17 protein-coding genes are annotated in these 17,526 nt (G+C 65.2%); 2 read left to right on the top strand and 15 right to left on the bottom strand.

Annotation, left to right across the window (positions count from 1 at the left end):
* Window positions 1-176 precede the first annotated feature (176 nt).
* Together gltX and gltA are read left to right on the top strand one after the other, a co-directional pair.
* Complete coding sequence (gene gltX, locus PKE71_RS09435) at window positions 177-1,607, top strand: glutamate--tRNA ligase (protein WP_373878805.1); 1,431 nt, start codon at window positions 177-179, stop codon at window positions 1,605-1,607.
* Window positions 1,608-1,634: 27 nt separating this feature from the next.
* On the top strand, window positions 1,635-2,939 hold the full coding sequence (gene gltA, locus PKE71_RS09440; protein WP_271186717.1) for a citrate synthase: 1,305 nt from the start codon (window positions 1,635-1,637) through the stop codon (window positions 2,937-2,939).
* Between the two features lie 50 nt (window positions 2,940-2,989).
* Here the strand turns inward: gltA and lpxB are convergent, their stop codons facing one another.
* The 15 genes from lpxB to rpsB are packed head-to-tail and all read right to left on the bottom strand — an operon-like array spanning window position 2,990 to window position 17,497.
* On the bottom strand, window positions 2,990-4,165 hold the full coding sequence (gene lpxB, locus PKE71_RS09445) for a lipid-A-disaccharide synthase (RefSeq protein ID WP_271186718.1): 1,176 nt from the start codon (window positions 4,163-4,165) through the stop codon (window positions 2,990-2,992).
* On the bottom strand, window positions 4,162-5,019 hold the full coding sequence (locus PKE71_RS09450) for an LpxI family protein (protein ID WP_271186719.1): 858 nt from the start codon (window positions 5,017-5,019) through the stop codon (window positions 4,162-4,164). Before PKE71_RS09450 ends, lpxB begins: the two co-directional genes overlap by 4 nt.
* A complete protein-coding gene (lpxA, locus tag PKE71_RS09455; protein ID WP_271186720.1) occupies window positions 5,012-5,803 on the bottom strand; it encodes an acyl-ACP--UDP-N-acetylglucosamine O-acyltransferase in 792 nt (263 codons plus the stop codon). Before lpxA ends, PKE71_RS09450 begins: the two co-directional genes overlap by 8 nt.
* Window positions 5,803-6,246 (bottom strand): 3-hydroxyacyl-ACP dehydratase FabZ, encoded by a 444-nt coding sequence (fabZ, locus tag PKE71_RS09460; RefSeq protein ID WP_271186721.1) that lies wholly within the window; start codon window positions 6,244-6,246, stop codon window positions 5,803-5,805. Before fabZ ends, lpxA begins: the two co-directional genes overlap by 1 nt.
* Window positions 6,247-6,251: 5 nt before the next feature.
* Complete coding sequence (gene lpxD / locus PKE71_RS09465; RefSeq protein ID WP_271186722.1) at window positions 6,252-7,289, bottom strand: UDP-3-O-(3-hydroxymyristoyl)glucosamine N-acyltransferase; 1,038 nt, start codon at window positions 7,287-7,289, stop codon at window positions 6,252-6,254.
* Between the two features lie 13 nt (window positions 7,290-7,302).
* A complete protein-coding gene (locus PKE71_RS09470; RefSeq protein ID WP_271186723.1) occupies window positions 7,303-7,902 on the bottom strand; it encodes an OmpH family outer membrane protein in 600 nt (199 codons plus the stop codon).
* Between the two features lie 4 nt (window positions 7,903-7,906).
* Window positions 7,907-10,288, bottom strand: coding sequence for an outer membrane protein assembly factor BamA (gene bamA, locus PKE71_RS09475; RefSeq protein ID WP_271186724.1), 2,382 nt, complete (start codon window positions 10,286-10,288; stop codon window positions 7,907-7,909).
* 26 nt (window positions 10,289-10,314) lie between these two features.
* On the bottom strand, window positions 10,315-11,493 hold the full coding sequence (locus PKE71_RS09480) for a M50 family metallopeptidase (protein ID WP_271186725.1): 1,179 nt from the start codon (window positions 11,491-11,493) through the stop codon (window positions 10,315-10,317).
* Window positions 11,490-12,704, bottom strand: a complete 1,215-nt coding sequence (gene dxr / locus PKE71_RS09485) for a 1-deoxy-D-xylulose-5-phosphate reductoisomerase (protein WP_271186726.1) — start codon at window positions 12,702-12,704, stop codon at window positions 11,490-11,492. Before dxr ends, PKE71_RS09480 begins: the two co-directional genes overlap by 4 nt.
* Complete coding sequence (locus tag PKE71_RS09490) at window positions 12,701-13,543, bottom strand: phosphatidate cytidylyltransferase (protein WP_271186727.1); 843 nt, start codon at window positions 13,541-13,543, stop codon at window positions 12,701-12,703. The genes dxr and PKE71_RS09490 overlap by 4 nt, the downstream gene beginning before the upstream one ends.
* Window positions 13,488-14,225 carry an isoprenyl transferase gene (locus tag PKE71_RS09495; RefSeq protein WP_271186728.1) on the bottom strand — a complete coding sequence of 246 codons (738 nt, stop codon included), beginning with the start codon at window positions 14,223-14,225 and terminating at the stop codon, window positions 13,488-13,490. Before PKE71_RS09495 ends, PKE71_RS09490 begins: the two co-directional genes overlap by 56 nt.
* 23 nt (window positions 14,226-14,248) lie before the next feature.
* Window positions 14,249-14,815, bottom strand: a complete 567-nt coding sequence (gene frr, locus PKE71_RS09500; RefSeq protein WP_271186729.1) for a ribosome recycling factor — start codon at window positions 14,813-14,815, stop codon at window positions 14,249-14,251.
* Window positions 14,816-14,831: 16 nt separating this feature from the next.
* Window positions 14,832-15,626, bottom strand: a complete 795-nt coding sequence (gene pyrH / locus PKE71_RS09505; protein ID WP_373878806.1) for a UMP kinase — start codon at window positions 15,624-15,626, stop codon at window positions 14,832-14,834.
* Between the two features lie 44 nt (window positions 15,627-15,670).
* Window positions 15,671-16,606 (bottom strand): translation elongation factor Ts, encoded by a 936-nt coding sequence (tsf, locus tag PKE71_RS09510; protein ID WP_271186731.1) that lies wholly within the window; start codon window positions 16,604-16,606, stop codon window positions 15,671-15,673.
* Between the two features lie 36 nt (window positions 16,607-16,642).
* Window positions 16,643-17,497, bottom strand: a complete 855-nt coding sequence (gene rpsB / locus PKE71_RS09515; RefSeq protein WP_271186732.1) for a 30S ribosomal protein S2 — start codon at window positions 17,495-17,497, stop codon at window positions 16,643-16,645.
* Between the last annotated feature and the right edge of the window lie 29 nt (window positions 17,498-17,526).

The following is a 17,526-nucleotide window of genomic DNA, read 5'->3' on the forward strand; positions in this document are numbered from 1 at the left end:
CGAAGAGGATAGCAGGACTGAAATAATTTTCAGTCCCGGTGCTCAATACCGGCTTTTTAAAGCGGCCTGCCGCCGGTCGGGGCAAGCTTGCGGCGAGATGAAGCACGAAGCAGCCTTCGGTCTATCGCAAAAGCTGATATTCATGCTAACACGACTTTCCCATCCCGCAGCGCAGCATGAATTCGCACGTGCAAAACAACGACAAGCCCATCCGCACCCGCTTCGCCCCGTCGCCGACGGGCTTCCTGCATATTGGCGGCGCCCGTACCGCGCTTTTCAACTGGCTCTTCGCCCGCCATCACGGCGGCACCTTCTATCTTCGCATCGAGGATACCGACCGCGCCCGCTCGACCCAGGCCGCGATCGACGCGATCCTGGAGGGCCTGACCTGGCTGGGTCTGGACTGGGACGGCGATGTCGTTTCCCAGTTCGAACGCGCCCCGCGCCATGTCGAGGTCGTCGACGAGCTGCTGGCCGCCGGCAAGGCCTTCAAATGCTATTGCACGACCGAAGAGGTGCAGGTGCTGCGCGACCAGGCCTTTGCCGAGGGCCGCGCCCTGCGCTCGCCCTGGCGCGACCGCCCGGCCAGTGAAGCCCCGGCAGGCACGCCCTTCGTCGTGCGCTTCCGCGCGCCGGACAGCGATGTCGTGCTGGACGATGCCGTGCAGGGCACGGTGCGCTGGGCCGCGAAGGAATTCGACGACCTGATCCTGCTGCGCTCGGACGGCAGCCCGACCTACAACCTTGCCGTGGTGGTCGACGATCACGATATGGGCATCACCCACATCGTGCGCGGTGACGACCATCTGGTGAATGGCGGCCGCCAGAGCCAGATCTATGACGCGCTCGGCTGGGACCGTCCGGTCTTTGCCCATGTGCCGCTGATCCACGGCCAGGACGGCAAGAAACTGTCCAAACGCCATGGCGCGCTGGGCGCGGAAGCCTATCGCGACATGGGCTATCTGCCCGAAGGCCTGCGCAACTACCTGCTGCGACTGGGCTGGGCCCATGGCGACCAGGAAATCTTCAGCGACGAGGAGGCGATTGCCGCCTTCACGCTGGACGGGCTGAACAAGGCGCCGGCCCGCATGGATCTGGACAAGCTGAACCATATCAACGGGCACCACATGGCCCGGGCCGCCGACGTGCGGCTGGTCGAACTGGTGATGCCCTTCCTCGATGTGCTTGAAGACCGCATCGCCGATACCCAGATTACGCGTGAGCGACTTCTGGCCGCCATGCCGGTACTGAAGACACGGGCGGCGACACTGGAAGAACTCGCCCGGCAGAGCTATTTCTTGCTCAGACCCCGCCCGTTCCGCCTGGAAGGCAAGGCCGCCAAACCCTTGGACGACGAGGCCCGGCAGCGTCTTTACCGGCTCTTCACCCGTCTGAGCGATCTGGATGGCTGGACAGACGAGGCGCTGGCCGCAGAACTGAAGAATTTCGCCGAAGCCGAGGAGGTCGGCTTCGGCAAGGTCGGGCAGCCGCTGCGTGCGGCCCTGACCGGCGGGGCCCCCGCCCCCGATCTGTCGCTTGTCATGGCCTTCCTGGGCCGCGGCGAAGCGCTCGATCGGATCAAGGACCAGATGATGGCGGACGCGTAAGCGGCCGCGAACCCAGGGGATGACGTGATGGAAAACAAAGCCAAACCGAACGGCACGGCCACGCTCTCGTATAACGGCAAGTCCGTCGACCTGCCGGTGCTGAGCGGCGAGATCGGCCCGGATGTGATCGACATCCGCAAACTCTATGCGGAAACCGGCCTGTTCACCTTCGATCCGGGCTTCACCTCGACGGCGAGCTGTGAAAGCCAGATCACCTATATCGACGGTGGCGAAGGCACCCTGCTCTACCGCGGTTACCCGATCGACCAGCTGGCCGAGAGCTCCAACTTCATGGAAGTCTGCTACCTGCTGCTGCACGGTGAGCTGCCCAAGGCCGACGAGTTCGAGAATTTCGACTGGACGATCCGCCGGCATTCCATGCTGCACGACCAGTTCGACCAGTTCTTCCGCGGCTTCCGCCGCGACGCCCACCCGATGGCCATCATGGTCGGCACGGTCGGTGCACTGTCGGCCTTCTACCACGACTCGACCGACATCAACGATCCGGAGGCGCGCACCATCGCGTCGCACCGCATGATCGCCAAGATGCCGACGATCGCGGCGCGCGCCTACAAATACTCCATCGGCCAGCCCTTCATCAGCCCGCGCAACGACATGGACTATGCCGGGAATTTCCTGCGTCAGTGCTTTGCGGTGCCGGCCGAGGACTACAAGGGCTCCGACGTACTCGCCAAGGCGATGGACAAGATCTTCATCCTGCACGCCGACCACGAGCAGAATGCGTCGACCTCTACGGTGCGCCTGGCCGGTTCGTCCGGTGCCAATCCGTTCGCCTGTATCGCTTCGGGCATCGCCTCGCTGTGGGGCCCGGCGCATGGCGGCGCGAACGAAGCGGCGCTGAACATGCTCAACCAGATCGGCTCGGTCGACAAGATTCCGGAATATGTGAAGCGCGCCAAGGACAAGGACGATCCGTTCCGCCTGATGGGCTTCGGTCACCGGGTCTACAAGAATTACGACCCGCGCGCGAAGGTCATGCGCGACACCTGCCACCAGGTGCTCGACGAGCTGGGTGTGCGCAACGACCCGACCCTGCAGGTCGCCATGGAGCTGGAGCGCATCGCGCTGGAAGACGAGTACTTCGTCGAGAAGAAGCTCTATCCGAATATCGACTTCTATTCGGGCATCACGCTGAAGGCGATGGGCTTCCCGACCGAGATGTTCACCGTTCTGTTCGCCCTGGCCCGCACCGTCGGCTGGATCGCGCAATGGACCGAAATGGTCGAGGATCCGTCCCAGAAGATCGGCCGTCCGCGCCAGCTCTTCACCGGCGCCACGCCGCGCGATTACGTGGATTTCTCCAAGCGCTAGACGCTGAAGTCCGAGACATAAAAAGGCCGCTCTCCGGAGCGGCCTTTTTTTTATTGTCCGGTGGCCCCGTCCAGCGTCTCGAGCACCGCATCGGCGGCCCGGTCGCTGGCCTTGCCGTCCCCGCGCATCCGCGCGGTCGTCTCGATGAGTTTGCGCGACAGCGTTTCCCGGCGTCCGGCATCGTCCATCAGGGCGCCGACGGCCTCGGCCAGATTGGCGCCGGTGGCGCGGGTCTGGACGAGTTCGGGCACAAGTTCCGCATCCGCCGAGATATTTACCAGGCTGATATATTTCGCCTTCATCAGGTTGAAGGCCCGGGCCAGCGCCCAGGTGATCCAGCCGAGCCGATAGCTCGTCACGGTGGGCACACCGGCGGTCGCCAGCTCGGTCACCACCGTACCGGAACAGGCCAGCGCCGCGTCCGCCGCGGCAAAGGCGTCGGCCTTCTCGGCCTCCTCGACCAGAACGGCCCCGCCGAAACAGGGCTCGGTCTTCAGACGGGCCCGCAGATCGGCCTCGACCGGATCCGCGATGGGAATGACGATCGACAGTCCGGGATCGCGCTGCCGCAGCCGTGCGACCGCCCGGGCAAACGGCCCGAACATGCGCCTGATCTCCGATGTCCGGCTGCCGAACAGCACAGTCAGCACCGGCGCGCCGGCCGGTATGGCGTGCCGGGCCCGGAAGGCCGCGCCATCGCCCGCTTCAAGGCGTTCCAGCGTGGGATTGCCGACAAAGGTCACCGGCAGGCCGTGGGCCTCGTAATAGGGCGCATCGAAATCGAGAATCGTCAGCAGCCGGTCGACCGTCGCCGCCAAAGTAGCCGCCCGGCCAGGCCGCGTGGCGAAGACCTGCGGGCCGACATATTTGATCAGCCGGATAGACGGGTCGGCCTGCCGCACGCCCCGGGCCACGCGCAGCGTATAACCCCAGCTGTCGATCAGGACGACGGCGTCGGGCTTGACCCGCAGGATGTCCTCGACACTGGCCGCCACGGCCGCCTTCACGCGCTTGTAGGCCATCAGCCCGTCGATCCAGCCGAAAATGGCGAGGTCGGAGATATCGATCGCCGAGCTCACGCCTTCCTCGGCCATGGCGCGGCCGCCAATGCCGGCAAAGCGGATCTCGCCACCGGTTTTCGCCTGAAGAGAGCGCATCAGGGCGGCGCCCAGAAGATCGCCGGAGCGTTCGGCCGCGACGACATAGATGAGCGGCGTGCCGGTCATGCTTCCGCGTCCCTCACCACCAGGAAGAGGCCGCGCGCATCGAGTTCGCGGATCACCGCCTCGCGGTCCACCACCAGCGCACCGCCTGCCTCCAGCACAATCCCGGCCAGACCCGCCGCATCGCACAGGCGCACCGTGTCGACCCCGACGACCGGCATGTCGATCCGGCGCTCCTGGATCGGTTTGGGCCGCTTGGCGAGTACGCCGCGGCGATTGTCCGGGGATCCGCGCAACGGTGCCGGCAGCCCTGCAACGCGTTCCAGCATGGCATTGGTGCCTTCCTGGGCCTCGACGGCCAGGACCAGCCCGTCTGCAACGACGGCGCCCTGACCGATATCCAGCCGGCCGATCTCGGCAGCCACATGCATGGCCTTGTCGGCATCGGCTTGAGCATTGGCATCCGGTGAGACCTGCCCCAGACGTCCCGCCTCCAGGCGGTTCCGGGTGAGAAGGCTGTCGGCACCGACAACGGTCAGGCCTTCGCGCTCGAACGCCTCGACCACCACGCGCAGGATCGCATCATCGCCCTTGCGGCCGGCGGCCAGGACACGCGGCAGAAGTTTCAGCCCGGCCCCGTCCAGGCGCAGCGCCTTGAAGTCGGGCCGTGTGACATAGCCGGCAAAGCACACGGCATCGCATCCGGCCGATTTGAGCGACCGCGTGATCGCCCCGATCTCGCCGACCGAATGCTCGACATGTCCGATATCGTCGAAGGGATCGTCGGCAAAGCCTTTCAGCCGGATCACCAGGACCGACTGCGGATCGAGCGCATTGAGGATTTCACGCGGCAGCCCGCCGCCGCCGGCGATCAGGCCGAGACGGGTCCAGGATGCCGCGCTCTGCGTGTCAGTCATGAGGCATGCAGACGGAGCGTTTTGCGTCTTCGCGAATGAAGCCGATGATCTCCATCACCGGCGCATTGTCGCGATAGATGTGCGCAACGTCGTCGACCCGTTCCTCGAACGTGCCTTCCTGGGCAAACAGCAGGCGATAGGCAGCCCGCAGATCGCGCAGCGTCTCGCGCGGCATGCCGCGGCGCTTCAGCCCGACCACGTTCAGCCCCGCCAGGTGGGCGTGATTGCCGATCACCGAACCGTAGGGGATGACATCCGCCGTCACCATGGCCATGGCGCCGACAAAGGCATGGCGGCCGATCCGGCTCTTCTGGTGAATGCCGGCATAGCCGCCCAGGATCACGTGATCGGCCACTGTCGTTTCGCCGCCGATGGCCGCACAATTGGCAAACACCACCCGGTCGCCGACGATGCAGTCATGCGCAACGTGCGAGCCGACCATGAAATAGCCGTCATCGCCCACAACCGTCTGGCTGCGCGCGAATGTGGTGCCGGGATGCATGGTGACATTCTCGCGCAGGATATTGCGCTTGCCGATGATGAGCCGCGTATCCTCGCCCTGGTATTTGAAGTCCTGCGGCGGATGGCCGAGATGGACGCCCGGATAGAGCACGCAGTCCTCGCCCAGCGTCGTATTGCCGGCAATCGTGACATGCGACATCAGCCGCACACGATCGCCCAGCTTCACTTTCGGACCGATGATCGAGAAGGGACCGATCTCGACGCCCTCGCCCAGCTGGGCGGCCGGGTCGACAATCGCTGTGGGATGAATGATCGCGCTCATCAGTGTTCCACCGCCTTGGCAGAGAACTCCGCCTGCACGGCACGCACGCCGTTGGCAAAGACCTCGCCCCTGAACTTGAAGACGCCGTGGCGTGCTGCGGTCACCGACACCGGCATGCGCAGCATCATCCCGGGACGGACCGGCGAGCGGAACCGCACCTTGTCAGCGCCCATGAAATAGACCGTCGCAGAATCGGGCGCGGCCTTCAGCGTCTTGTACATCAGCACGGCACCGGCCTGGGCCATGGCCTCGATCATCAGCACGCCGGGCATCACCGGATTGCCGGGGAAATGGCCCGGAAAGAAGGGCTCGTTCGCCGTCACGGCCTTCAGTCCCACGATCGACTCGCCGGCCCGGTAATCCTCGGCAGCGTCGATGAGGAGAAAGGGGTAGCGGTGTGGCAGGAGTTTGAGGATTTCGTTGTGTTCAATCCGGTCGGACACGCCGGTCAGTCCTTCTTTTTGGGTGTTCTTGTGTCGCGCCGGGCCAGGCGGCGCACTTCGGAGACCTGGCGCAGATACTGGCGCAGCGGCTGGGCGGGATCGCCCATCCAGGTTTCGCCGGCCGGCACGCTTTCCGCGAGGGCCGAATTGCCGCCGATGCGTGCACCCTTGCCCACGGTGATGTGGTCCTGCAGGCCGACCCGGCCGCCGAACATCACGTCATCCTCGATCACGCAGCTGCCCGACACACCGGCAAAGGCCGCCATGGCGACATTGCGGCCCACCTGGCAGTTGTGACCGATATGGCAGAGATTATCGATCTTGGTGCCCTCCCCGATCCGCGTCGGACCGAACAGCCCCCGGTCGACACAGCTGTTGGCACCGATGGTTACCGACGCCGCGATCTCGACCGTGCCCAGATGCGGCATGTCAACGAGACCCTCATCGGATACTGCGGCACCGAAGCCGGCCTCGCCAATCACGGCTCCCGAAAGAATGTTGCAGTTTTCGCCCAGGTCTGCGCACTGGATGACCACACGGGGACCGATACGGCTGCCCGCACCGATGCGGCAGCCGGGCGCGATCACGCTGCCCGGCCCGATCATGACCTTCTCGCCGATCTCCGCGTCGGCGCCGATTACCACCCCCACGCCCAGCCGGACGCCGGGCGCAATGCGGGCCGACGGGTCGATGGCATGCTCTGCCGACAGTTCGCGCGGCCGGAACAATCCGGCCACCGCGCGCCCGAAAGCGGCTCGCGGCTGCGGATGCACCAGCACTTTGGCGCCGCGCTCTGCCAGGGCCCCGGCCAGGCTTTCCGGCGCCAGGATCACCACGCTGTCGAGGCGGATGTCCGGATGGGCCTTCAGAAGACGGCCGTTTTCCAGATAGCACAGCCGTCCGGCCCGGGCCTCGCTGATCGGTGCGACCTCGCACACGGTGTCATTCCCGGACGCAGAATCGGAAATCGCCGCACCCGAAAGTGCGGCGATCTCGTTGAGCGTCAGCGGTCCAAGTCCGTCGAAAAAACGCGGATCGGCCATGGTCCGTGCCGTCTTATTGCTGCTGCTGGCCAGCCCCAGCCGCCGCTTCCTGGGAGACGCGCACGCGCGTCACGGTAACGGTCGGCACCTGAGTGTTGAGGCGGCTGATCACATCGGCAGAAATGTCGACGTCCGGCGACGCGAAGACGAGGTTGGCGCGATCGACCAGGATGTCGATATCGCGTTCCGCCACGACGGCTTCCAGGATCGGACCCAGAGCGTCATAGATCGGACGCATCGCCTGACGCTCAGTCTGGACGATTTCCTGCTGGCGCGCGCGGCGGGCCAGTTCGAATTGCTGGGCCTGCTGGTTCAGCGCTTCGATGCGCTGCATCAGGTCCGGGCGCTGCTGGATGGCCTGCGGCGTCATGGACGCGGTTTCCGCGTTCAGACGCTCGGTCTCCTGCTGGATCGGCTGGCCCATCGCGGTCAGCTCGGCGTCGATTTCCCGCGCGATTTCCTGCATGCGGGCCTGGATGTGCTGGCCGGCAGCGCTTTCGCGCAGGACACGTTCCTCGTTCATGACCGCGATGTTGGGCTGTTGCGCCAGCACCGGCGCGGCCAGCCCGGCGATCATCACCGGAAGAAGAAGGAGAGACTTGATAAACTTCATAACTTTAGAACCCTGTTCTCGTGCTGAACCGGAAGAATTCGGCTCTGTCGTAGTCCTCGCGAATGAAGGCCTCGGCAAAGTCAAACCGCACCGGTCCGAAAGGTGAATCCCAGAAGATGCTCACGCCGGCGGAGGCCCGCAGGGCCATGTCGTCGATCGTGAAAGCTGTCCCGGCGGCCCCTTCGTCGATCTGGTCGGGAGTATCCAGGAGCCCCAGTGTACCGAACTCGGTGAAGACACTGGCGCGGACCCCGTACTGCTCCGGCAACCCGGTCGGGAAGGACACCTCGAACGCCCCGACTGCGTACAGGCGGCCGCCCAGGGCGTCGCCCCGGGTTAGCTCGCCCGTCTCTGCGTTCCGGGTCACGATGCGCGGACCGATACCGGCCACTTCGAAGCCCCGGAACGAATTGCCGCCCTTGAAGAAGCGGTCATTGATGCGGACGGTATCCCCGCCCCACGGCTGAACGAAACCACCATTCATCGTGAAGCTTGCGACGATGTTGTTGTCGAACAGGCGCGGGAGGACCGGCCGGTAGATGGCACCCTCGATTTCAGACCGGACATAGCGGACATCCCCGCCAATACCGGCAAAGCCCTGCGAGAACTGCAGACGGTAGCCGCGGCTCGGCTCGATCGGGTCATTCAGGCGCGACCAGTTGAGCGTATAGGTGAGCACCGACGTCGTACGCTCGCCGGCCTGGTTGAGCAGGGCCTGCGAGGCGGACGAATAGACCAGCACATTGTCGGTCCGCAGTGTGTAACCCAGCTGCAGGTTGGTCGAGGCCGATACCGGGAAGCCGAGACGCACGCTGGCGCCCGTCGATTCGGTCTGGAAGGAGGCTTCCGACAGGAAGTCCGAATTGACGCGGAACAGGTCGAAGCCGGCGGCCAGATTGCGGTCCAGGAAGCGCGGCTCGGTAAAGCGGATATCGATCGATTCGCGGTTCGAGCTGGCGGAGATGCGGAAGCGCAGGAACTGCCCGCGGCCGCGCAGGTTCCGCTCCGAGATCGACAAGTCGACCAGGAAGGCATCCGTCGAGGAGAAGCCGGCGCCGAAGGCCAGTTCGCCGGTCGGCTGCTCGGTCACGGCCACCTGGACACGCGCCCGGTCCGGCGCGGAGCCCGGCGTCTCGTTGACTTCGACTTCCTCGAAGAAACCCAGGCGCCGCACATTGTTGCGCGACCGGTCGATCAGGACCTGGTTGAAGGCGTCGCCCTCGACAATGTCCAGCTCGCGGCGGATCACGCGGTCCAGCGTCCGGGTATTCCCGACAATGTCGATGCGCTCGATATAGACGCGCGGGCCCTCATCGATCACGAACTCGATATCGACGGTCCGGTCTTCGCGATTGCGCGTCGTGCGCGGCGAAATATTGACGAAGGCATAGCCTGCGGCACCGGCAGCAAAGGTCAGCTGGTCGATGCCGCTCTCGATCAGTTCGCCGCGATAGAGATCGCCTTCCCGGATCGGCAGGGTCGCGGCGAGGAATTCCTCGTTGAGATCCTCGATCTCGGTCGACACGGTGACTTCACCGAAGTTGAAGATCTCGCCCTCGTCGATCGTGATCGTGATGTAGAAGCTTTCCTGGTCCGGCGTCAGCTCGGCGACGGCGGAGAGAACGCGGAAATTGGCATAGCCCTGGTTCATGTAGAACTGGCGCAGCAATTCCTGGTCGTATTCCAGACGATCCGGATCGTAATTGTCGTTCGACGAGAAGAACCGCCACCAGCGCGATTCGCGCGTCACCAGCTCGCGGCGCAGACGGCGGTCGGAGAAGCTTTCATTGCCGATGAAGTTGATGCGGCGCACGCCGGTCACCGGGCCTTCGGAAATCTCGAAGATCAGGTCGACGCGGTTCTGCGGCTGCTCGACGATCTTCGGGGTCACGGAGGCCGCAAAACGGCCCGACCGGCGATAGACCTCGATGATGCGCTGGACGTCCGACTGGACCCGCGCCCGCGTGAAGATCGCGCGCGGCTGGGCCTCGATCTCGTCGGTGATCTTTTCGTCGTCGATGGCGCTGTTGCCCTCGAGGATCACCCGGTTGATGATCGGGTTTTCCTGGACGCGAACGATGACCTGCTCGCCGCGGTCCTCGAACTGCACATCGGAAAACAGGCCGGTCGCAAACAGTGTCTGGATCGACAGGTTGACCAGGCGGGTATCGTAAACCTGGCCCGGCTGGAGCAGCAGGTAGGACAGGACGGTATCGGCTTCGACCCGTTGATTGCCCTCAACCAGGATCTGCCGGATCACCGGCCGGGCCTCGGCTTCGGGGGCCGTTTGCGGAGTCTCTTCCACACCGGATTGCTGGGCCGGCGCGATGGCCGGCAATGTCACAGTCAAAAGGGCTGCGAAGAGAATACGCAGAACACTCGCCATGGAAGATCGCCGCTTGCTGGGCCCGGTCAGAAAATCTGCCCGAGCAGGTAATTCAGGTCATTCCAGGTCGCTACAAGCATCATACCGAGCACAAGTGCAAGTCCCACCCGGAATCCGATGGCCTGCGCTTTCATGCTCAGCGGACGCCGGGCAACCGCCTCATAGGCGTAATACACCAGATGGCCGCCGTCGAGGATGGGGATCGGTAGAAGATTCACCAAACCCAGTCCAACCGACAGGAAGCCTGCCAGATGCACGAGATTAACAAGCAGCAAGAAAGTGCTTTCGCCGGCATTTCCGCCCGCTTCGACGCTGGTCACGGCGGTCTGGCCGGCCGCCGTTGCGATTCCCACCGGGCCGTTGAGCAGTTCCGGCGAGACCCGGCCCGTGATGACGCGGACCACATAGCGCGCCGTCATCGACACCGCCGTCCAGGTGCGGTCGATACCGTAGCCGATGGCGGTAACGGGGTTGTAGCTGTCGCGCAGCGGCGGCGTCATGACCGAGCCCAGGCCGATCCGCCCGAGTGTGCGCGTGCCGCCGAACCGGTCCTCGACCTCGGTGGCCCGTGGCGCCGCCCGCAGCACCATCATCTCGCCGGCGCGTTCGATATCGAAGCGCATCTCCTCGCCCGGCCGCCAGACGACTTCCGTCACGATGTCGTCGAAGGAATCGATGCCGGTACCGTTGATCGCGACAATGCGGTCACCGGCCTGGAAGCCGGCTTCTGCGGCGGCGCTGTCCTCGGCGACGGTGCCGACGACCGGCGGCTGGTAGGGCGGGCCACCCAGCGCCAGGGCAAGGCTGGCGAAGATGAAGATGGCCAGGATGAAGTTCGCGATCGGTCCGGCCGCCGTCACGAAAGCGCGCTGCCAGATCGGTTTGAAGTGATAGCAGCGCTCGGCATCCGGCCCCATGCGCTTACGGATTTCCTCGAGCTTTTCAGCGTCAGGCTCACTGGCCGCGCCGGCATCGCCGAGAAATTTCACATATCCGCCAAGGGGAAAGGCCGCGATGCGCCAGACCGTGCCGCGCTTGTCGCGCCAGGAGGCGATTGTCGGGCCGAACCCCATGGAAAAGGCCTCGGCATGCACGCCGCACACGCGGCCGGCCCAGTAGTGGCCAAGCTCGTGGATCACGACGACGATCGAGATCAGGAAGACGAATGAGAAAATCGTGAGAAAGCCGGTGCCGATCAGGCTCATGACATCGTGTTCCGTGATCTCGTTTCCACTGACAGGCCACCAATCAAGTCGCGTGCCAGCTCGCGGGCCCGCCGGTCGATGGCGAACACATCCTCGAAGGCTGCAAGCGCGCGCGGCATGTCCGCATCCGCCTGGGCGAGCGCCAGAACCTCTTCAACACTCGCCGTGATGTCAAGGAAGCCGATCCGCCCGGCCAGGAAAGCCTCGACTGCAATTTCATTCGCGGCGTTCAGCACGGCGGGGGCAATCCCCCCTGCCCGGATCGCATCGCGGGCCAGACGGATGGCCGGAAACCGCACAGGATCGGGTGCCTCGAACTCCAGCCGCGCGATCTGGTCCAGTCTGAGACGCTCGACCGGCGCCTCCATGCGCTCCGGCCAGGCCAGCGCACTGGCGATCGGCGTGCGCATGTCCGGCGAGCCCAGCTGGGCCAGCAGGCTGCCATCGGCATATTCGACAAGGCCGTGCACGATGGACTGGGGATGTACCACCACCTCGACCTGTTCCGGCGGCAGATCGAACAGCCAGCAGGCCTCGATGATCTCCAGCCCCTTGTTCATCATCGACGCGCTGTCGATGGTGATCTTGGCCCCCATCGACCAGGTCGGATGGGTCAGTGCGTCGGTGCGGCTGGCGGCCGCCATGCGTTCGAGCGGCCAGGTGCGGAACGGCCCGCCCGACGCTGTGAGCGTGATCGAGCGGATCGCAGACCTGTGCGCCGCGTTGAAGACCTGGAAGACGGCATTGTGCTCGCTGTCCACCGGCAGCAGCGTCGCGCCGCAGCGCGCCGCTTCCTGCATGAAGAGCGGCCCGGCGCAGACCAGGCATTCCTTGTTGGCAAAGGCCAGCGCGGCGCCCTGGCGGACGGCTTCCAGCGTCGGCCGCAGCCCCGCCGCGCCGACAATGGCCGCCATCGTCCAGTCGGCCGGCACTGCAGCCGCCTCGCACACCGCATCCTCGCCGACACCGATGGAGATGCCGGGATGACCGGCCAGGGCCTCGCGCAATTCCGGCGCGGCGGCGGGGTCGGCAATCGCGACATGCGAGGCCCGGTGCCGGATCGCCTGCCGGGCCAGCTCCACGGCATTGGTCCGCGCGGTCAGCGCGACCACGTCAAACGTCCCCGGCGCCGCCCGGGCGACCAGGTCGAGCGTGGCCAGTCCGACCGAGCCGGTAGCGCCCAGAACGCTGATACGGCGGGGCGCGGTCATGACATTCCCCAGCCCAGCGGGATCACACGCTGGAACAGCACGGCGGTGATCACCGCCAGCATCAGCGCATCGACACGATCCAGCACGCCGCCATGGCCCGGAATCAGCGTTCCGGAATCCTTGACGTTGAAACTGCGCTTGAACAGGGACATCGCCAGATCGCCCAGCACGGATGCGACGGCGACGACCGCCGCAAAAACGGCCACCACCGGCAGGTTGAGATCGAAGACCGCGCCGGCGGCCACGCCCGCAGCGGTTCCGGCGGCAAGCCCGGCAATGAAGCCGGACCAGGTCTTGTTGGGACTGGCCTGGGGCACGAGTTTCGGACCGCCCAGCCAGGTTCCGGCAATATACGCCAGACTGTCCGCAGCCCAAACGATGGCAAACAGCAGCACCACCATCGGCAGGCCATGCTCGGCTTCGGCGCGCATGGAAGCGAGCAATCCCGCAGCCAGCGACACGTAGAGCACGCCCAGCACCTCGATCGACCAGCCGCGCCGCCAGCGCTCGATACCGGCCGCCAGCGTTCCGGCGGCGCCCCAGAACAGCGCATCCTGGGTCGAGGTCTCGCCAGCCAGCAGGACCGCCCCGGAGGCGGTGGCACAGGCAATGGCATAGGCCACCGGCGGCGCCTTGGGGTCCGACATCTGGATCCATTCCCAGGCCATGGCCGCAGCGAAGGCGGCCACCCAGGCGGTAAAGACCAGCCCGCCCATCCACAACAGGACCAGCGCCAGCGGCCCCAGCAGCAGCGCCGAGATCAGACGGCGCCGGAAGACCGGGTCACGCCGCGCCGGCATCGAGCCCACCATAGCGCCGGCTGCGCTGCTTGAAGGCATCGACCGCCTCGGCGAAATGCTGTGCCGAGAAGTCCGGCCACAGCACATCGAGGAAGAGGAGTTCCGCATAGGCCAGCTGCCACAGCAGGAAGTTGGAAATGCGCTCTTCCCCGCTGGTGCGGATCAAAAGATCGACATCGGGCAGGCCATGCGTGTCGAGGGCCTGCTCGAAGGCTGCATTGTCGATGGTGTCAGGATCGATCTCGCCGTCCCGCGCGGCCCGGGCGAGCGTCTGCGCGGCACGCACCAGCTCGTCCCGTCCGCCGTAATTGAAGGCGATGGTGAGGTGAAACCGGTCGTTTGCGGCGGTCTGCGTCTCGGCCCGTTCGATGATCGCCTTGATGTCCTCGCCCAGATTGTCGCGCCGGCCGATGATGCGGATCCGCACGCCGCGCGCGGCAAGCTGTTCGAGATCGGCCTCGACATAGGTCTTCATCAGCTGGAACAGCGCCCCGACCTCATCGGCCGGACGGTTCCAGTTTTCCGTCGAGAAAGAGAACAATGTCAGATAGCGCACGCCGAGATCGCCGGCGGTCTCGACCGCCTTGCGCACGGTCTCGACGCCGCGCCGGTGCCCGAAGGCGCGCGGCCGGCCGCGGGATTTCGCCCAGCGGCCATTGCCGTCCATGATGATCGCCACATGGGCGGGCCCCGGCCGGGAAGCGGAAGCGTCGTCGGTCATGGGTTCGCTCCGCAAGCGGGGGATCAGACCTGCATGATCTCTTCTTGCTTGGTCTTCAGGCTCTCATCGATCCGCTTGATCGCATCGTCCGTCAGTTTCTGCACGTCCTCGGCGAAGGATTTGTGCTCGTCCTCGGACAGCACGCCATCCTTTTCCATCTTCTTGAGCGCATCCATACCGTCGCGGCGCACATTGCGCACGGCGACGCGGGCGTGCTCGGCATAGGTGCCGGCCAGCTTGGCGATCTCGGCGCGGCGCTCCTCATTGAGCGGCGGGATCGGAATACGCAGCAACTGGCCTTCCATCACCGGGTTCAGGCCGATACCGGAATTGCGGATCGCCTTGTCCACGGCAGCGACCATGGTCCGGTCCCACACCTGGACCGAAATCATGCGCGGTTCGGGAACCGAGACCGTTGCGACCTGGTTGATCGGGGTCGGCGTGCCATAGGCCTCGACCTTGATCGGATCGAGCAGGCCGGCGCTGGCGCGGCCGGTGCGCAAACCGCCGAATTCCTTGCGCAGGGCCTCGATCGCCCCGTCCATGCGCCGCTTGAGGTCGGCTTCGTCGAAATCGATATCGTCGCTCATGGCTTGCTCTTTCCTGTTATTTGCCAGCTGACGGGGCGGGCCGCGGCTTGCCGATCATGGTGCACACGCCCTGGCCGGCCAGGACGCGGGCCAGACCGCCCTTCTCGTGAATGCTGAACACGACGATCGGAATGGCATTTTCCCGCATCAGCGTCACCGCCGAGGCGTCCATCACCTTGAGATCGCGGGTCAGCACGTCGAGATAGTCGAGCTGATCATAGCGTTCCGCGTCCGGGTTCTTGCGTGGATCGTCGGAATAGACACCGTCGACCTGCGTGCCCTTGAGCAGCGCGTCGCAGCCCATCTCGGCCGCACGCAGGGCGGCAGCCGTATCGGTGGTGAAAAAGGGATTGCCCGTGCCGGCGGCGAAGATCACCACCCGGCCCTTTTCCATATGGCGGATGGCGCGGCGCCGGATATAGGGCTCGCACACTGTCGTCATGGGAATGGCAGACTGGACACGCGTCTGGACACCGATGCGTTCCAGCGCGGTCTGCATGGCCAGCGCATTCATGACGGTGGCCAGCATGCCCATATAGTCGGCCGCGGCCCGGTCCATGCCCTTGGCGGCACCGGAGAGCCCGCGGAAGATATTCCCGCCGCCGATCACCAGGCAGATTTCGGTACCGGCACGCACGGCCTCGGCGACCTCGGACGCGATGCGATCTGCCATCGGCATATCGATCCCGTAGTTCTGGTCGCCCATCAGGGCTTCGCCGGAAATCTTGAGCAGAACCCGCCGGAATTGCGGCGGGTTCTCTTGGCCTGAAACCGGCCCGGATACAGATGAATCAGTCACGGCGTGCAGCATATAGAAAGCGGCGGCGCTTTAAAGCGCCACCGCTTTCAGTACGATCAGGACTGGCCGGTCGCCGCAGCGACCTCGGCGGCGAAGTCTTCGGACTTCTTCTCGACGCCTTCGCCCAGCGCCATGCGCGCGAAGCCGGAGATCTCGACCGGCGTGCCCAGTTCCTTGGAGGCATCGGCCAGCACCTGCTCGATGGTGCGGTCCGGGTCCATGACGAAAGCCTGCTTCAAGAGCACGACTTCCTCGTAGAACTTGCGCATGCGGCCTTCCACCATCTTCTCGATGATGTTTTCCGGCTTGCCGGACTGGCGGGCCTGGTCGGCGAACACTTCGCGTTCCTTGTCCGCCAGGGCCGAGTCGACGCCGTCGACATCGACGGAGACGGCCACAGCCGGCGAACCGGCCGCGACGTGCATCGCGATCTTGCGGCCAAGATCGGCCAGCTTGGCGGCATCGCCGCCCGACTTCAGCCCGACCAGGACGCCGATGGCGCCCATGTCGTCCGCAGCCGGATTGTGGACATAGCTGGCGACCACGCCCGGCTCGGCCGTCACGACGGCGGCGCGGCGCAGCGCCATGTTCTCGCCGATCGTGGCGATCAGGTTGGTCAGCTTGTCCTCGACGGTGTCGCCGGAAGCGAGCTTGGCGGCCTTCAGGGTGTCCACATCACCGGACGTGCCGATCGCGAGCGCGGCGATTTCCTTCACCGCCGACTGGAACTTCTCGTTCCGGGCGACGAAGTCGGTTTCCGAGTTCACCTCGACGACGGCACCCTGGCCGCCTTCGGTTGCCACGGCAACGAGGCCTTCGGCAGCAACACGGTCAGCCTTCTTGGCAGCCTTGGACAGGCCCTTCTTGCGCAGCCAGTCAACGGCGGCTTCGAAGTCGCCATCGGTCTCGTTCAGCGCCTTCTTGCAGTCCATCATGCCTACGCCGGTCTTTTCGCGCAGTTCCTTGACGAGAGCAGCAGTAATCGCGGCCATCGGTATCTCCTGGATTATCGCTCGTGAAATCGAAGCTTACGCTTCGGTCTTGTCAGATTCAGACGACGTTTCCGTGGCAGCCTCGTCGCCCTTCGCGGCTTCGGCTTCCGTGGCAGCGGTCTCTTCGGCGGCAGTTTCCTCGACCAGCGTCTCGACCGGTGCTTCGGCTTCGCCCAGATCCATGCCCATGGCCATCTGGCTGTCGGCCATGCCGTCCAGCACAGCGTCAGCGATCAGGTCGCAGTACAGGGCGATCGCGCGCGAGGCGTCGTCATTGCCCGGGATCGGGAAGTCGATCGGATCCGGGTCGCAATTCGTGTCGACCACGGCGATCACCGGAATGCCCAGCTTCTTGGCTTCCTGGATGGCGATGGCTTCCTTGTTCGTGTCGATCACGAACATCAGGTCCGGCGTGCCGCCCATGTCCTTGATGCCGCCGAGCGACCGGTCGAGCTTCTCGCGCTCACGGGTCAGCATCAGCTGTTCCTTCTTGGTCAGGCCGGCCAGGCCGCCCTCACCTTCGAACATCGTTTCCAGCTCGCGCAGACGGGCGATCGAGTTGGAGATGGTGCGCCAGTTGGTCAGCGTACCGCCGAGCCAGCGCTGGTTCATGTAGTACTGGGCGCAGCGCGACGCAGCCTGGGCCAGGGGTTCCTGGGCCTGGCGCTTCGTGCCGACGAAGAGGACGCGACCGCCCTTGGCCGCCGTTTCGCGCACCTTCACCAGGGCCTGGTGAAGCAGCGGGACGGACTGGGACAGGTCGATAATGTGGATGTTGGACCGTTCGCCAAAGATGAAGTCCTTCATCTTCGGGTTCCAGCGGTGGGTCTGGTGACCGAAGTGACAGCCGGCTTCGAGCAGCTGGCGCATGCTGAATTCAGGGAGAGCCATCGATTTTTCCTTTTCCGGTTGGCCTCCAC

This window comes from Maricaulis virginensis (assembly GCF_027922185.1).
GTDB classification, from domain to species: domain Bacteria; phylum Pseudomonadota; class Alphaproteobacteria; order Caulobacterales; family Maricaulaceae; genus Maricaulis; species Maricaulis virginensis.

Bases quoted from the DNA above. Each gene is read 5' to 3' on its own strand.
- PKE71_RS09490 (WP_271186727.1), bottom strand. From the start codon at position 13,543: ATGCCTTCAAGCAGCGCAGCCGGCGCTATGGTGGGCTCGATGCCGGCG.
- PKE71_RS09470 (WP_271186723.1), bottom strand. From the start codon at position 7,902: ATGAAGTTTATCAAGTCTCTCCTTCTTCTTCCGGTGATGATCGCCGGG.
- PKE71_RS09480 (WP_271186725.1), bottom strand. From the start codon at position 11,493: ATGAGCCTGATCGGCACCGGCTTTCTCACGATTTTCTCATTCGTCTTC.
- PKE71_RS09450 (WP_271186719.1), bottom strand. From the start codon at position 5,019: ATGACTGACACGCAGAGCGCGGCATCCTGGACCCGTCTCGGCCTGATC.
- lpxD (WP_271186722.1), bottom strand. From the start codon at position 7,289: ATGGCCGATCCGCGTTTTTTCGACGGACTTGGACCGCTGACGCTCAAC.
- gltX (WP_373878805.1), top strand. From the start codon at position 177: ATGAATTCGCACGTGCAAAACAACGACAAGCCCATCCGCACCCGCTTC.
- dxr (WP_271186726.1), bottom strand. From the start codon at position 12,704: ATGACCGCGCCCCGCCGTATCAGCGTTCTGGGCGCTACCGGCTCGGTC.
- PKE71_RS09495 (WP_271186728.1), bottom strand. From the start codon at position 14,225: ATGACCGACGACGCTTCCGCTTCCCGGCCGGGGCCCGCCCATGTGGCG.
- gltA (WP_271186717.1), top strand. From the start codon at position 1,635: ATGGAAAACAAAGCCAAACCGAACGGCACGGCCACGCTCTCGTATAAC.
- rpsB (WP_271186732.1), bottom strand. From the start codon at position 17,497: ATGGCTCTCCCTGAATTCAGCATGCGCCAGCTGCTCGAAGCCGGCTGT.
- bamA (WP_271186724.1), bottom strand. From the start codon at position 10,288: ATGGCGAGTGTTCTGCGTATTCTCTTCGCAGCCCTTTTGACTGTGACA.
- tsf (WP_271186731.1), bottom strand. From the start codon at position 16,606: ATGGCCGCGATTACTGCTGCTCTCGTCAAGGAACTGCGCGAAAAGACC.
- pyrH (WP_373878806.1), bottom strand. From the start codon at position 15,626: ATGCTGCACGCCGTGACTGATTCATCTGTATCCGGGCCGGTTTCAGGC.
- lpxA (WP_271186720.1), bottom strand. From the start codon at position 5,803: ATGAGCGCGATCATTCATCCCACAGCGATTGTCGACCCGGCCGCCCAG.
- frr (WP_271186729.1), bottom strand. From the start codon at position 14,815: ATGAGCGACGATATCGATTTCGACGAAGCCGACCTCAAGCGGCGCATG.
- lpxB (WP_271186718.1), bottom strand. From the start codon at position 4,165: ATGACCGGCACGCCGCTCATCTATGTCGTCGCGGCCGAACGCTCCGGC.